The sequence below is a fragment of the Butyricicoccus pullicaecorum genome (assembly GCF_002160355.1).
Lineage (GTDB): Bacteria > Bacillota > Clostridia > Oscillospirales > Butyricicoccaceae > Butyricicoccus > Butyricicoccus pullicaecorum.
Genome location: NZ_NFKK01000002.1, coordinates 78541 through 93246, shown reverse-complemented (window position 1 = coordinate 93246; position 14706 = coordinate 78541). Strand labels below are relative to the sequence as shown.

The 14706-nt window shown below is 56.6% G+C and carries 14 protein-coding genes; 8 read left to right on the top strand and 6 right to left on the bottom strand.

Translation table 11 applies throughout. From position 1 onward, the window contains the following. Positions 1-64 precede the first annotated feature (64 nt). Both B5F17_RS02140 and rpsT read right to left on the bottom strand, forming a co-directional pair. On the bottom strand, positions 65-1156 hold the full coding sequence (locus B5F17_RS02140) for an S-layer homology domain-containing protein (RefSeq protein WP_162608051.1): 1092 nt from the start codon (positions 1154-1156) through the stop codon (positions 65-67). A gap of 191 nt (positions 1157-1347) precedes the next feature. Beyond that, positions 1348-1611 carry a 30S ribosomal protein S20 gene (gene rpsT / locus B5F17_RS02135; protein ID WP_016147549.1) on the bottom strand — a complete coding sequence of 88 codons (264 nt, stop codon included), beginning with the start codon at positions 1609-1611 and terminating at the stop codon, positions 1348-1350. A 158-nt stretch (positions 1612-1769) separates the two neighbouring features. Between rpsT and gpr the strand changes: the two genes are divergently transcribed. The 5 genes from gpr to B5F17_RS02110 all read left to right on the top strand — a co-directional run bounded on the left by gpr (position 1770) and on the right by B5F17_RS02110 (position 6749). After that, complete coding sequence (gene gpr, locus B5F17_RS02130; protein WP_087370269.1) at positions 1770-2651, top strand: GPR endopeptidase; 882 nt, start codon at positions 1770-1772, stop codon at positions 2649-2651. Positions 2652-2720: 69 nt separating this feature from the next. Further along, a complete protein-coding gene (gene spoIIP, locus B5F17_RS02125) occupies positions 2721-3779 on the top strand; it encodes a stage II sporulation protein P (protein WP_087370266.1) in 1059 nt (352 codons plus the stop codon). Positions 3780-3824: 45 nt separating this feature from the next. Beyond that, entirely contained in the window at positions 3825-5261 is a 1437-nt protein-coding gene (locus B5F17_RS02120; protein ID WP_087370264.1) for a spore germination protein, read from the top strand. After that, on the top strand, positions 5258-5908 hold the full coding sequence (locus tag B5F17_RS02115; RefSeq protein ID WP_087370262.1) for a Ger(x)C family spore germination protein: 651 nt from the start codon (positions 5258-5260) through the stop codon (positions 5906-5908). The genes B5F17_RS02120 and B5F17_RS02115 overlap by 4 nt, the downstream gene beginning before the upstream one ends. Then, positions 5901-6749 (top strand): hypothetical protein, encoded by an 849-nt coding sequence (locus B5F17_RS02110; protein WP_087370260.1) that lies wholly within the window; start codon positions 5901-5903, stop codon positions 6747-6749. The genes B5F17_RS02115 and B5F17_RS02110 overlap by 8 nt, the downstream gene beginning before the upstream one ends. A 457-nt stretch (positions 6750-7206) precedes the next feature. Here B5F17_RS02110 and B5F17_RS02105 read toward each other — a convergent pair whose 3' ends face one another. Genes B5F17_RS02105 through lepA form a run of 4 tightly spaced genes read right to left on the bottom strand, consistent with a single transcriptional unit; the run spans position 7207 to position 11850 of the window. Next, a complete protein-coding gene (locus B5F17_RS02105; RefSeq protein WP_087370717.1) occupies positions 7207-8565 on the bottom strand; it encodes a PFL family protein in 1359 nt (452 codons plus the stop codon). A gap of 33 nt (positions 8566-8598) precedes the next feature. After that, positions 8599-8868, bottom strand: a complete 270-nt coding sequence (locus B5F17_RS02100) for an ACT domain-containing protein (RefSeq protein WP_016147556.1) — start codon at positions 8866-8868, stop codon at positions 8599-8601. A gap of 59 nt (positions 8869-8927) precedes the next feature. Further along, the gene (hemW, locus tag B5F17_RS02095) at positions 8928-10052 is read right to left on the bottom strand and encodes a radical SAM family heme chaperone HemW (RefSeq protein WP_087370259.1); all 1125 of its coding nucleotides are present in this window, start codon (positions 10050-10052) and stop codon (positions 8928-8930) included. Beyond that, on the bottom strand, positions 10042-11850 hold the full coding sequence (gene lepA, locus B5F17_RS02090; protein ID WP_087370257.1) for a translation elongation factor 4: 1809 nt from the start codon (positions 11848-11850) through the stop codon (positions 10042-10044). Before lepA ends, hemW begins: the two co-directional genes overlap by 11 nt. A 317-nt stretch (positions 11851-12167) precedes the next feature. Here lepA and B5F17_RS02085 point away from each other — a divergent pair, with 317 nt between their 5' ends. From B5F17_RS02085 to B5F17_RS02075, 3 genes are all read left to right on the top strand, one after another. Next, a complete protein-coding gene (locus tag B5F17_RS02085) occupies positions 12168-12572 on the top strand; it encodes a hypothetical protein (protein WP_087370255.1) in 405 nt (134 codons plus the stop codon). A 236-nt stretch (positions 12573-12808) separates the two neighbouring features. Next, on the top strand, positions 12809-13171 hold the full coding sequence (locus B5F17_RS02080) for a BlaI/MecI/CopY family transcriptional regulator (protein WP_087370253.1): 363 nt from the start codon (positions 12809-12811) through the stop codon (positions 13169-13171). An 11-nt stretch (positions 13172-13182) separates the two neighbouring features. After that, positions 13183-14349, top strand: coding sequence for a M56 family metallopeptidase (locus B5F17_RS02075; protein WP_087370251.1), 1167 nt, complete (start codon positions 13183-13185; stop codon positions 14347-14349). Positions 14350-14706 lie beyond the last annotated feature (357 nt).

Below are 14706 nucleotides of genomic sequence, written 5' to 3'. Positions count from 1 at the left end.
ACTCCGCAAGCCTTTCGAGAAAGGCTTGAGCGAAAGCTTCATTTCGCCTGCGGGCGGGCTTGTCTTACTTCTTATAGTAGACTGTTTGTACCAGTCCATCCACAACCGACACCGCGCCAGCCTTATACTCATCGCCAGTCGAGCACAGACCAGCTGTGCGCTTGGAATACATATCGACTGCAATGGCCTCGCAATCATCTGCGACCTGCATCACCTCGCCGTTAACGCTCAGATTGGTACCATCCCAGACGATCTGGTCGTCGATCGACTGCGACTGTCCCAAAGTGATCGAATAACCATCTTCGTCCTTGGTCAGCTGAGTCAGCTCATACAGACCGGCATAGAACGTACCCGACTGGTAATTCTCGATTTCAATGTCAGGATAGATGGTACTGCCGACGCAGACCAGACGAACAGCCGGGCGTGTCTCATAGTACGCCACGCCGTCTACTGTCTGCAAGTGCAGCGCACGGTACAGCATGACCGCCATTTCCGCACGGGTCACCGGAGCCGTCGGGTTAATTTTACCATCCGAGCCACCGATGATACCGGCCTTGACCAGTGCGCCAACCGAATCGACCGCATAGTCTGCGACCTGATCTGCGTCGGTAAAGCCGGACAGGTCACCCTCTGCAAATTGCAGCCCGGTGCGATCCAGGGTTCGCTTGAGCAGAACCATTGCGTCCTGACGGGTCAGGGTCTGGGACGGATTAAAGTTGTTGTTCTCATCGCCTGCGGCAATGCCGATTGCACGCGCGGCAAGCACAGCGTCCGCATAGTACGCATCAGCCGATACATCGGCGAAATTTTCACCCTCGGCATACTTTTCCATATCGTATGCACGGTACAGCATGAGTACAAAGTCCGCACGGGACAGCGACTTACCCGGGCTGTAAATCAGGTTGCCCGTACCCGACACCACTCCGGTGTTGGCGAGGTAATCGATGGCATGAAAGCCCCAGCTGTAATTTGTATCGACATCGGCAAAATAGACCGATCGTTCCGGGATGAACGCCATGCCGCCTTCGCGCACAATTTCAGCCTGTGCGGCGATGTCTTCGGACTGCTCACTCATGTCCGCGGCGCAGGCCGAGCTCATGAGTACAGCCGCGCTCATGAGTGCGGCCAACACGGTACGAATCCATTTTTTTCGCATGTAAAAACCTCCTATTTTCAAAAATATCAGATTTTCCAAACAATTATAGCACATTGCACGGAAAATGTATATCTGTATTTTGCTGGTTCATTCGCCAGAAACAACAAATATCTGTAAGATTTCTACAAAAAATATGCAAAAAAACACCGTCAAACCACAATGGTCTGACGGTGTTGTGTTCTCAAAACGGATTACTGTGCGTTGTTGAGCTTGAGGGTCATCGCGCTCTTCTTGTGAGCAGCGTTGTTCTTGTGCATCAGATGCTTAGCAGCAGCCTGATCAACAGCCTTTACAGCAACCTTGTAAGCAGCCTCAGCGGCAGACTTATCGCCAGCAGCCACAGCCGCGTCAAACTTCTTCAGAACGGTCTTCAGCGCGGACTTAGCCATCTGGTTCTGCAGATTCTTGGTCTTGGTTACCTTTACGCGCTTCTTAGCGGACTTGATATTCGGCATTGGGTTCCACCTCCTTCGGCTTCTAGTCATCAGTAGTTTTACTATACCACTAGTTCCATGAAATTGCAAGCTTTTTTTTTATTTTTTCGCATATCGGCTAAATTTTTTTCACAGTCTAGGAGCAATGCACAAATGCAAAAGAAAGGAACGATGTACACATGGCATTTCGCACAGATTTGGCGCGTGAAGCGCTCAGCCACAGCAAAAATTTACGGAACGCAGCCGGGATTCGGCAGACGCAGCGGACGATCGACGGGTTTACGGTCGACTGCGTGGAAGTTTTGAGCCGTGAGGCTGCCGAGGAGCTGGGCAAACCATGCGGATCATACTGCACTATGACGCTCGCGCCGCTCACCCGACGAGAATCCGAGGCATTTCCGCACGCGGTCGAGGTGCTGTCCGGTCTGCTGACCGAACTGCTGCCCGAAATGGACGATGACGCATCGGTGCTCGTCATCGGTCTGGGCAACCGCGCAATCACGCCCGATGCCGTCGGGCCGCTGTGCACCGAGCACATTCTTGCCACCCGTCACCTGCGCAGCGCACTGCCCGAGCAGTTCGGCTCGTGGCGTGCGGTATCCGCGGCAGCCGTCGGTGTCCTCGGGCAGACCGGCGTGGAAGCCGCTGAGTTCACCCGCGGCCTATGCGACACCGTCAAACCTTCTGCGGTCATCGCAGTCGATGCACTGGCTGCCGGTTCCCTTCCCCATCTGGCACGCACCATCCAAGTGACCGATGCGGGTATCGTGCCCGGTTCGGGCGTCGAGAATGCACGGCAGGCGTTCAACCGTGAGACGTTCGGGGTTCCGGTGATCGCGGTCGGCCTGCCCACGGTTGTAGACGGTGCCAGTCTGCTCTGGCACGCCAAACAGCAGGGCGCGGTATGTCCCGAGCTGGAAGAGCTGTCCGGGCCGGTCTTTGTGACCCCACGCGAGATCGATCAGCAGGTGCACGACGCGGCCAAGGTGATCAGCTACGCAATCAACCGCGCACTTCAGCCTCATCTGTCCATCGGTGACCTGGATTTACTACTCAGCTAAACTTGTCTGCATACCTTCCCCTTCGGGCACATAGGTTAGACCGAGATCGAAAAAAGGAGTGACTGCCCTATGTCCCGTCGTCCATCCCGCAAGTCGACCGGCATCTTTGTGCCCGCAGCCGTCGCCCTGCTGTGCGCCGCCCTGCTGCTCATCGGTCACCGCATGGGTGGGGATGCGCAGGTGGACGCACTGCTCGATGCGATTGCGAACAATCGCACCTTTATCACCTCGTCGATCGCACTCGAGACCGGTGTCTCCGTCCCGGAAGCTGCCGCACCTGCGGCACAGCCGCAGGCGGAGACCCCAGCGGTCGCGGTCGAGAGTGCTCCGCCCCCTGTGGACGAAGCGGACACCGCACAAACGAATACTGACACCCTTCCGTCTCCACAGGACAAGCGTGATACCGACATCAGCGTACGCAATGATGCCGGATTGTCGGTCGATGTCGATGCCATGCTCAATGATCCGATCGATATCTCGGTGACTGCCGACGGCAGCCCGCAGGTGCTCATCTATCACACCCACTCGACCGAAGCGTACACGCCGGAAGGCAGCGATACATACACGGCATCGGGCGACTACCGCACGCGCGACACCAACCAGAATGTCGTGCGTGTAGGCACCGAGCTGACCAAGGTACTGGAATCCCGTGGCATCGGCGTCATTCATATCACCGATATCTTTGACGATCCGGCATACAATGGCTCGTATGGACGCTCACTGACTGCCGCCGAACAAGTGCTTGAACAGTATCCCGACATTGCGGTCACCATCGACCTGCACCGCGATGCGATTTTGAACAACGACGGGTCGCAGTACCGCGTCGCCACCACCTTAGACGGCCAAGAGGTCGCCCAGCTCATGCTGGTCATCGGCACCAATGCCAGTGGTTTGGCCCATCCGAACTGGCGGGACAACATGAACTTTGCCGTCAACCTACAAGCCGATCTGAACGGTGCCTATCCAGACCTCATGCGCGACGTCAACCTGCGTTCCCAACGGTTCAACACCCATTTACGGTCGGGTTCCATCCTGCTCGAGTGCGGCTCGTCGGGAAACACCTTGCAGGAAGCCATCCGCGCAGTCAAATTATTCGGCAATGTGCTAGCCGACCGTCTGCTTGCATAAGATGGCAATTCCCGCGCAAACTATCCCCCGAAAGGGGGTTTTTCCTTGTCTGTCCAGTTTACGGATGATCTGTCCGAAAATATCAAGGTCATGCAGACGGTATTTTCCGGTGACAATACCTTTATTACGCGCCGCGTGCGCAGTCCGGCCGGTCTGTCCTGCGCGGTCTTTTTCTTCGACGGCATGGTCAATAACACCGCCATCAACGAGTCGGTCATCCGCCCGCTCGTGCATGGGCAAACCGCCGGCATGACTGCCGAGGCCGTCGCGCAGGGTCTGCTGCAAATCAACGACTGCAAGGTGGTTCCGGATACCGATGCCATGCTGTCTGCGCTGCTTTATGGGGATACCGTCATTTTGGTGGACGGCGACTGTCGCCCCATCGTGGTCAACACCAAGGGATTTTCCCTGCGCTCGCCGTCCGAACCCGAGAGCGAAAAAGTGCTGCGCGGTCCGCGTGAGGGCTTCACCGAGTCCTTTATGATGAATCTGTCCATGCTGCGCCGACGGGTGAACGACCCCCGCCTGACCTTCTCCTTTGCCCGCTACGCCGGGCAGACCAACACGGTGATCTGCGTGTGCTGGATGAAGGGAATCACCCCACCCACACTGGTGTATGAGATGCAGCGCCGCATTCAGCAGATTTCGCTCGACGGCATTCTGGATGCAAACTATGTGTCCGAGTGCGTGCGCGACGCGCCGGAGTCACCCTTTCCGACGCTGGGAACGACCGAGCGCCCGGACGTCGCCGTCGCCCGTCTGCTCGAAGGCCGTGTGGTCGTACTGACCGACGGCAGCCCGGTTGCCCTGTCCGCGCCCTGCATCCTGCAAGAGTGTTTTCAGGCCAACGACGACTATTATATCGCCGTGCGGCAAGCCGCTGTGTCCCGTGCCCTGCGTGCGATTGGATTTATCTTATCCATTGTGATTCCGGCACTGTACGTCGCGCTGCTGGTCTTCCATCAGGAGCTTTTGCCCACCCGCCTGTTACTCGCCATCGCAGCCGCGCAAAAGGGCGTGCCGCTGCCGCCGTTTTGGGAGATTTTGCTGCTGCTTCTGGTGTTCGAGACGCTCAAGGAGGCAGGAACGCGTACGCCGAGCGTCATGGGTTCGACCATGTCCATCGTCGGCGGTCTGGTACTCGGACAAGCTGCCGTTTCGGCGCGTTTTCTGTCTGCACCCTCGGTCATTATCGTGGCCATCGCGGCAGTCACTGGTCTGACCGTCCCCAAATTGCAATCGGCAGCATTGGTATTACGTTTTTCCCTGCTGGCCGCCGGTGCACTGGGCGGAATTTATGGTCTGGTGTTCGGCCTTGCACTGGCCGTGGCCCATCTGTGCACGCTGCGCTCGTTTGGCACCCCCTATCTGCTCAACCTCATCCCGCGTGTCGCTGCTCGCACCGACGATACCTGGCTGCGCGTCTCTTGGCGTAAGATGCCTCGGCATCGCTTTCTTGCGCGTGAGGAGGACAAGCCATGAAGCGGATGTTAATTTTGATTGTGGCCGTCCTGCTGGCGTGCGTGGGCGGAAAAGGCCGAGGCGCGGGCGATCGTCTGCCCATCTTGAGCGCAGGCGTAAGTGCATCGTCCGACGGACAACTGGTGCTGACTGCCGAAGCTGTACGACAGGACAGCCTGGAAGGCAGCGCAGCCTCGCTCTATCTGACCACGTCTGGGAGCGATCCAGCGGCGCTATTCACCGGAGCGGAGCAGCTCTTAGCTGGACAGCTCTACCTCAGCCATGCGCGTACCTTTGTCATCGATGAGGCAGTCGCACGCGAGGGCATCACGCCGCTGGTACAAGCGCTGCTGGCACAGGATGACGTACGCCTGACGCTTCGGCTGGCCGTCGCACGGGACGTGACTGCCAACGAGATCGTCCGCGCACAGGCCGTGGTCGAAGAAATCCCGGGCGAGGCGTTGGGCGCACTGCTCGACGCGCACGCCGTGCAGGGCGGTCTGCCCGACCTGCCCCTCTGTCGGGTATCCGACCGCATTCTGTCGGGCGCAGACTTTTCTCTGCCTGCTTTGACGCTGACCGAGGACGGGCGCGTCATCCCTGCCGGACAGGCAGATTTTCGGCTGGGCCGCATGACCGGTTTTTCGGGAGGTGAGGGGCTTGCCTGACAAGATTTTTCCTCGTGGACGAGGTGCACTGTTCTTTCTGGTGCTTTTGGCGCATGTGCTATTTGTCCCCGCGATTTCGTGGCCAAGTGTGCTGCTTGCGGGACTGATTGCGCTGGGACTGAGCATGCTCTGGCTGGCAGCAGCCAAGAGGTGGCAGTTTCAGGACTTCTGGACGCTGCTGCGGCGCGTGCCGAACTGGGCAAGGAAAGCCATTAGCGCAGGACTGATCTTATTTTCTGCGTGGGTTGCTGTGCGTACGGCCTGGGACAGTGCGGGATTTTTATACGACACGGCGCTGCCCGAGTGGTCGCCCTGGGCGGGCGCGATTGTGCTTCTCGTATTGTGCTGGCTGATCGCGTCCCGCGGTGCGCCTGCGCTGTGCTTATGGGCGGTACCGATGGCGTGGCTGGCAGGCGGCATCATCGTGCTGTCGCTGGTGCTGTCTCTCCCCGACTGGCAGTTTGATCCCTCGCTTGGTGTGTTTTCACTCGGTGGGCTATTGCGTCCGCTGCGCATGATTTTGCCGGTGACTGTGCTGGCATTGTTGTTTACAGGATATGACGAGCAGTTACCGCAGAGCGGGGCGGTTTTAGTTGGCATCAGCTGTGCGGCGGTGCTGGCCGGACTGACTGTCTTGCGTGCAGGTGCGGTGCTCGGTGCTGCCGGTGCGCGAACGATTCCCTATGCGGTGTATGAGGCAGCCGGTGTGTTTGAAACCGGTATTTTACAGCGCAGTGAGGTTATTTTTGGTGCAGCGTTTGCGATCTGTATGCTGGCACGGATTGCGCTGGCGTGCTGTGTTATCCGACGGGCATGGCAGCTGCTCAGAGAGTCAAAATAAAGTTTTCGCCGGCCTTTTTCAAAAGGCCGCGGGTTCTTAGGGCAGAGCCCTGAGTCGGACTCCGCAGAGTCCGAAACTCTCTTTTGATTCCCGGTGTCCGGCCCGGGAATCAATTAAAACAAACAAAAAAGAAAGACCGTCCCCTTCGGACGGTCTTTCCCATGAGCGCACTTTGTGCGCAAAGAGTATTTCGCTCGCTAGCACTCATTTTATCCGCGCACGGCGCGGAAATTAAGATAGTGACCTACGGGCCGGCGAGCGATAATTTTTTATTTTAGTTGATTTTCGCATGCGCGAAAATCAAAAAGGATTTCGCCCGTTGCGACGGGCGACTCAGGGCTCTGCCCTGAGAACCCGCAGCCTTTGAAAAGGCTGGCGAAACTTTCATTACGCACACTCATTTTATTCGCGCTCAGCGCGAGAACAAGGATAGTGGCCTACGGGCTGCGGGCGGATTTTAGTTCTTCAGGCTATGGATAGGAGCCGGGATACGGCCACCACGATGAATGAACTTGGCCGGAGACTTGGTTGAAATCGGCATAATGGGTGCCGAACCGAGCAGGCCGCCAAACTCAACAACCTCGCCGACCTTCTTGCCAACTGCCGGGATAACGCGGACAGCGGTGGTCTTATTATTGACAACGCCGATTGCGATTTCGTCTGCGATCAGGCCAGAAATGACCTCTTCGGTGGTGTCGCCGGGAACGGCAACCATATCGATACCAACCGAGCAAACCGCGGTCATTGCTTCCAGCTTTTCCATGCACAGTGCGCCCTGCTGAACGGCAGCGATCATACCCTCGTCCTCGGAAACCGGGATGAAAGCGCCCGACAGGCCGCCGACGCTCGAGGAAGCCATAACGCCGCCCTTCTTGACTGCGTCATTGAGCATTGCCAGAATGGCAGTCGTACCGCAGCCGCCGCATGTCTCCAGACCGACTTCTTCCAGAATACGGGCAACCGAGTCACCGATTGCCGGAGTCGGTGCGAGCGACAGGTCGACGATGCCGAAGGGCACGCCCAGACGTTCGGACGCGATGGAGCCGACCAGCTGACCCATACGGGTGATCTTAAACGCGGTCTTCTTGATGATCTCTGCAACCTCACCGATCGAGCAGTCACCAGCGCGCTTGATGGCTGCCTGAACAACGCCCGGGCCGGAAACGCCGACATTGATGACGGTCTCAGGCTCACCGATACCGTGGAATGCACCAGCCATGAACGGGTTATCATCGACTGCGTTTGCGAATACGACCAGCTTTGCACAGCCCATCGAGCCGTTATCCTTGGTGATCTCAGCGGTATCCTTGATGATGCGGCCCATCAGTTCGATGGCGTCGAGGTTGATACCGGCCTTGGTGGATGCAACGTTGACCGAAGAGCACACGCAGTTGGTGGTTGCAAGTGCTTCCGGAATGGACTGAATCAGTACCTCGTCGCCCTTGGCAAAGCCCTTCTGGACGAGTGCCGAGAAACCGCCGACGAAGTTGACACCGGTGGTGGAAGCTGCACGGTCGAGTGCCTGTGCGATCGGTACATAGCTAGTTGCGTTGGTGGTTGCGCCGATCATGGCGATCGGGGTAACCGAGATACGCTTATGGATGATCGGGATACCCAGCTCGCGCTCGATCTGCTCACCGGTTGCGACCAGATGCTCGGCACGGCGGGTCACCTTGTCATAAATCTTGTCGCTGAGCACCTTGATATCATCCGAAGCCAGGTCACGGAGCGAAATACCCATGGTGATGGTTCGAATGTCCAGATGCTCTTCCTCGATCATCTTGATCGTCTCTACAATATCGCTTGTGTTAATCATTGCCATTTATCTGCACCTCAAACTGATTTCCGATTAAATGCGGTGCATCGCATTGAAGATATCCTCATGCATACAGTGCACCTTCATACCCATCTCGGTACCGACACCGTCCAGCTCTGCGCAGAGCGCGTCAAACGGAACCGTACAAGCGGTGATATCTACGAACATAACCATGGCGAACATTTCGTCCATAACGTTCTGGGAGATATCCTGAATGTTTACCTTGTGGTCGGATAACTTCTGGGAGATCGCGGCAATGATACCCGTTCTGTCCTTACCTACGACTGTGATGACTGCACGCATGTTTCATATCCTCCAAATACATGAAAAAGTGTGGGCGTCGACGGCAAAATAGCCATCGTTTATTCTATATCATCGACGCTGAGCACGTCGGTGATGATGAGATTGGAAACCAGAAAACCGGCTTCGGTCAGCCGCCATCCGGTTTGGGTCTTTTCGGTCAGACCCGGTCTTTGCAGGGCTGCAAGGTGCGCTTCATAGGGTGCAAAGTCCCGTCCGAAGCGTGTTGTAAAGTCCTGCACGTCTACGCCCGCGGCGGTGCGCAGGCGCAGCATGATATATTCACTGTGCGGGGAAAAATCTGGAATGTCTTCCTCATCCACAACCTGTGCATGATCGCAGAATGCGGTGAACGAGGACGGTTCGGCAAAGCGCCGTCCAGCAACATAAGAATGTGCTCCCGGTCCAAGGCCGAGATAGTCGGACAACGTCCAATAGCGGCTGTTGTGCCGAGACGCACGACCGGGCTGTGCCCAGTTGGAAATCTCGTAGTGCTCAAATCCGGCTTGCCGCAGGCGGTCACACAGGGCGAGATACAGATCTGCCTGTGCGTCTCCATCAGGTAAAACCGGATTTTCCCGTCCCATCGGTGTCCCCGGTTCCAGCTTCAGGCTGTAACAGGACAGATGCGCCGGAGACAGCGCGAGCAGCGCCTCGACCGACTGCATAAAATATGCCTGCGTCTGTCCGGGCAGACCATACATCAGGTCTAAGCTGATGTTGTCAAATCCTGCGTCCTGTGCGCGGCGAATAGCGCTCTGTGCCTCGGCAAAGGTATGCCGTCTGCCCAGCATGCGCAGTTCGTCATCGTGTGTCGACTGCACGCCGACCGACAGGCGGTTCACACCCGCGTTTTTGAGCATGCTCAGCAGATCGTCGGTCATCGAGTCCGGGTTGCACTCGACCGTGATCTCAGCATCGGGCAGGATGGCAAATCGCTCACGCAGGCCGTTCAGCATGCGCGTCAGGCGCTCTCCGCCCAAAAGCGAGGGCGTACCGCCGCCAAAATAGACGGTATCGGCCTGCCGTCCGGCAAACTGCGGTGCAAACTTGTCCGCGTGCCAGAACAATGCCTCGATATAGTCATCCATCTGGCTTTGCTTTCCTGCGAAGGAATAAAAATCGCAGTAACGGCACTTGGACGCGCAGAACGGGACGTGGATATAAAGTCCGAAATTATTCTTCATCCAGCTTGAGCACGGCCATAAACGCCTCGCTCGGTACCTGAACGGTACCCAGCGTGCGCATACGCTTCTTGCCTTCCTTCTGCTTTTCGAGCAGCTTCTTCTTTCGGGTGATATCGCCGCCGTAGCACTTGGCAAGCACGTCCTTACGCACAGCCTTGACGGTCTCGCGGGCGATGACCTTGCCGCCAATGGCTGCCTGAATCGGAATCTCGAACAGCTGACGCGGGATATTCTCCTTGAGCTTTTCGCAGATACGGCGTGCTCTGCCGTATGCCTTCTCGCGATGCGCGATGAAGGACAGGGCATCGACCTGATCGCCGTTGAGCAGCATATCGACCTTGACCAGATCGCTCTTGCGGTAGTCGCTCAGCTCATAGTCCAGCGAAGCGTAACCCTTGGTACGCGCCTTGAGGGCGTCGAAGAAATCATAGATGATCTCGTTGATGGGCATTTCGTAGTGCAGCTCGACCAGATTGGTGTCCAGATACTGCATATCCTTAAATACGCTGCGGCGCTCCTGACACATGGGCATGATATTGCCGACGAACTCCTGCGGGGTGATGATGGAAGCCTTGACGAAGGGCTCACGTGCCTCGTCGATGACTGCCGGGTCGGGATATTCATGCGGGTTGTCAATCATAACGGTCGTGCCGTCGGTCTTGACGATCTCGTAGACAACCGAAGGCAGCGTGGTGACCAGATCGAGGTCAAACTCGCGTTCCAGACGTTCCTGAATGATCTCCATGTGCAGCATACCCAGGAAGCCGCAGCGGAAACCAAATCCCAGTGCAACCGAGGACTCGGGCTCAAAGGACAGCGCTGCGTCGTTGAGCTGGAGCTTTTCCAGCGCGTCGCGCAGGTCGGGGTACTTGGAACCGTCCTCGGTGTAGATACCACAGTAGACCATGGGCTGTGCCTTGCGATAGCCGGGCAGGGCCTCGGGGGTCGGATTTTCTACGCCGGTGACCGTATCACCAACACGGGTATCTGCTACATTCTTAATGGATGCCGTGAAATAGCCAACCTCGCCGGCCGACAGCCCCTGTGTCGGGGACAGACCCAGCGGGTGCATATAGCCGCACTCAATGACCTGGAACTCAGCACCAGTCGCCATCATGCGCACCTTCATGCCCGGTTCCATGTGACCGTCCATCAAGCGCATATAAACGATAACGCCCTTGTACGGGTCGTACTGGCTGTCAAAGACCAGCGCACGCAGCGGTGCGTCCGGGTCGCCGGTCGGTGCCGGGATGTCGGATACGATGCGCTCGAGCACCTCGTGGATATTCAGTCCAACCTTTGCCGAAATCTCAGGTGCATCCTCGGCCGGAATGCCGATGATGTCCTCGATCTCCTGCTTGACGCGCTTGGGATCGGCTGCGGGCAGGTCGATCTTGTTGATGACCGGCACGATCTCCAGATTATCCTCAAGGGCAAGGTAGGTATTGCCCAGCGTCTGCGCCTCGATGCCCTGTGCGGCATCTACGACCAGCAGTGCGCCCTCGCACGCAGCGAGCGAACGCGAAACCTCATAGTTAAAGTCGACGTGACCCGGGGTGTCGATGAGGTTCATGTGATAGATCTCGCCGTCGTCCGCCTGGTAATCCATGCGCACCGCGCGTGCCTTAATCGTAATGCCGCGCTCTCGCTCGAGATCCATATTATCGAGCAGCTGCTCCTCCATCTCACGCTGGGTGACAGCCTTGCATTGTTCGAGCAGGCGGTCGGCCAGGGTGGATTTACCGTGGTCGATGTGCGCGATAATGGAAAAATTGCGGATATTTTCTTGTTTCTTCACACAAATACTCCTTCATGTAAAGTGATCGGGCGCAAAGATACGCGCCCTGATGTTCTTCTTTATTAGATAGGATACATTATATCAGAAAAAAACGCCTCTCACAAGAATTTCTCACCTTTACCCGCTGCCCGGAATGCCGAATTTGCGGCTTTTCGCGCCGGTTTTTTTGGTATTTTCCGCAGGAAAATGGTATTACCTTTGTGCAGGGCATACAAGTTTCCCGTCCGGGTTTGTCTGAAATCCCGATGGTTTAGCGCGGTGAAATATGCTATGATAGGTGTCGTAAATCGTCGATTTCAGTGAGGTGATCTGTACAAATGATTGCATATTTGATTCTAACCATCGTATATTTCCTCTGGACACGCGCACTGCTTCCCCGTTTGCCCGCCGATCTTGCCGGGTTGGCTGCGGTCGGTGTATTCAAATGGGTTCTGCTGTTCTTCATCGGTCTGACCTTTGCCCGTGCATTCTGCCGTTACTACCGTCTGCGCCGTCTGCCTGCGCTCATGCTGGTTGTGCTGGCATTGCTGTTCATCGTGTGCACGGCGTTCACTGCCGCACAGATCTTGCAGCCCTTCCTGTCCACCCTGCCCGCATGGCTCGTCCATCAGCCCGCGGCGCTCACCATCCCCATTGCCCTGTGCGCCGGTGCGAGCGTGAGCATGCTCTGGTGTGGTGCGACCTCGCCCAAGTACGTGTCCAAGCACGGCAGAGGCCATTAAAGCGCGTTGTCCACGAATTGTATCAGACCCATACCGCCGTCCGGTTCCCCGGACGGCATTTTTTATGATTGTGACCATTTGGTGTCGTTTATGTGAACTTTGCCGAAAGGCCTTGACCGGGTCAGACTATCGTGATAGTCTATATCTATACTATTGCAATAGTCCGTCGCAATCCGCATCCGTCCTGACGTCGGACGATGCGGCTCTTGCGCAAAACTCCAAGGAGGCCCCATCTTATGAAAGTGAAACTATTTGATTCCGAACGCAAGGTCATGGAGGTGCTCTGGCAGGGCGGTGAGCTGCCGGCCAAGGACATCGCCCGCGCACTGGCCGACTCGGTGGGCTGGAACAAAAACACCACCTATACCGTACTCAAAAAGTGCATCGAAAAGGGTGCTGCTGTGCGCGAAGATCCCGGTTTTCGCTGTCGTGCATGCATCACACGCGAGGAAGTCCAGCGACAGGAGGCGCACGAACTGGTCGACAAGCTGTTCGACGGCTCTCCGTCCTCTCTGGTTGCCTCTCTGCTGGGTGACAGCCAGAAGCTTCCCGATGAGGAAATCGAACGCCTGCGCGGTCTGATCGATGCGCTCAAATAAAGGATGTGCCTATGCTGATACAGTTTGTACAAAATAGCGGCGTTGCTGCCGGTCTGATTGCAGTCATCCTATTGCTGCGCCGTGTCCGCCGACTGCCTTCCGGCTGTCTGGACGCACTCTGGATTGCCGCCCTTGTACGTCTCTTCATCCCCTTTAATCTCCCCTCGCCTTTCAGCATCTATCGCCTGCTGGCGCATACACCACAGCCCGACACCCTGTCCACGTCTCTGACACAATCTACTGTCTTTGCTGTCAATCCCTTGTCTCCTATGTCTATTTTCGGAGTTGTATGGGCAATTGGTACCGCGTTTGCTCTGACACATCTGGCGCTGTCCTACCTTCGTCTGCTGCATATCTGCCGCAATGCACAGCCAGTTTGTGATCCATCGATCTTACAAGCTGTGCAGAACGCCGGTCTGCGTCGTCCGGTCTCGGTGCGTACCCATCCCTCAATTACCGTACCCTGTACGTTTGGGATTATACGGCCGGTCATCTTGCTGCCGGTCGATCTGGAGGCCCAAGAAGATGCGTCTATGCCCTACCTGCTGGCGCATGAACTGGCACACATCCGCCGTCTGGACTGCCTGCGCAAGCTCTTGTTTCAGGTTGTCCGCTGTGTGCATTGGTTCAACCCGCTCGTATGGCTGATGTGCCGTGCCGCTGGCCGCGATCTGGAGCGCGCCTGCGACACCACCGTTTTGGACACCCTTTCCGGCGATCAGCGCGCTGCCTATGCCGGTGCTCTGCTCAACCTCGCCCGTACCCCGCGCACCGCGCCCCTGTACAACACGTTCGGAACCAGCGACCTAGAAGAAAGGATTTATTCTATTATGACATTCAAAAAACGTTCTATGATCAGCGTCCTGATGACCGCTGCCGTTGTAATGACCACCACCTCGGCTTTCGCCACCAATGTTCCCGAGCAGAATCAAGCTGCCGTTTGCCAAACGGCAACCGTTGTGGCAAACAGCGAGATTTCTAAAAGCGCTGATGATGACAGAATCACAGTGACCATCACTTCCATTGACGCTTCCACCGACCCGATCGATGTGGAAAACTCTCTGGATGTCGTATCACGCGAGACTCTGCCCGACGGTTCGATTCGTCTGACCCTCAAAGACGGCAGTGAAGTCATCGCAATCAAGGCAGTACCTTCGACCGAAGCGACTGCAAAATAAATCGGGTTTGCTCGGCAGTACCACTGCCTTGAAAAACCGTCCCTGTATCTTTCCTGCCGCCGTTCGGTTCCCCGGACGGCGGTTTTTATCACAATTCAAGGGCCGACTCTGCCAGTATGCCGTCGTAATTTCTCTGCGCTGATTGGCAATAACATGCGTCGTCCGCTAATTTTTCTCGCTGTCGTCCGGTTCTGCCGAACGGCGGTCTTTTTTGACCTTTTCCTTATTATTTACATGCTTCGTGCGATCATTTACGATTTGTCCATATAGATTCACAAATAATTCACATAATACCCTTGACAGGAAGGGGCGGCAGTGGTAAATTAAGTTTAGCACTCAGAGATACCGAGTGCTAAC

What these genes read in the sequence shown, in the direction of transcription:
- B5F17_RS02140 (WP_162608051.1), bottom strand. Translation starts at nt 1,156, where the DNA reads ATGCGAAAAAAATGGATTCGTACCGTGTTGGCCGCACTCATGAGCGCG.
- rpsT (WP_016147549.1), bottom strand. Translation starts at nt 1,611, where the DNA reads ATGCCGAATATCAAGTCCGCTAAGAAGCGCGTAAAGGTAACCAAGACC.
- gpr (WP_087370269.1), top strand. Translation starts at nt 1,770, where the DNA reads ATGGCATTTCGCACAGATTTGGCGCGTGAAGCGCTCAGCCACAGCAAA.
- spoIIP (WP_087370266.1), top strand. Translation starts at nt 2,721, where the DNA reads ATGTCCCGTCGTCCATCCCGCAAGTCGACCGGCATCTTTGTGCCCGCA.
- B5F17_RS02115 (WP_087370262.1), top strand. Translation starts at nt 5,258, where the DNA reads ATGAAGCGGATGTTAATTTTGATTGTGGCCGTCCTGCTGGCGTGCGTG.
- B5F17_RS02105 (WP_087370717.1), bottom strand. Translation starts at nt 8,565, where the DNA reads ATGATTAACACAAGCGATATTGTAGAGACGATCAAGATGATCGAGGAA.
- B5F17_RS02100 (WP_016147556.1), bottom strand. Translation starts at nt 8,868, where the DNA reads ATGCGTGCAGTCATCACAGTCGTAGGTAAGGACAGAACGGGTATCATT.
- hemW (WP_087370259.1), bottom strand. Translation starts at nt 10,052, where the DNA reads ATGAAGAATAATTTCGGACTTTATATCCACGTCCCGTTCTGCGCGTCC.
- B5F17_RS02085 (WP_087370255.1), top strand. Translation starts at nt 12,168, where the DNA reads ATGATTGCATATTTGATTCTAACCATCGTATATTTCCTCTGGACACGC.
- B5F17_RS02080 (WP_087370253.1), top strand. Translation starts at nt 12,809, where the DNA reads ATGAAAGTGAAACTATTTGATTCCGAACGCAAGGTCATGGAGGTGCTC.
- B5F17_RS02075 (WP_087370251.1), top strand. Translation starts at nt 13,183, where the DNA reads ATGCTGATACAGTTTGTACAAAATAGCGGCGTTGCTGCCGGTCTGATT.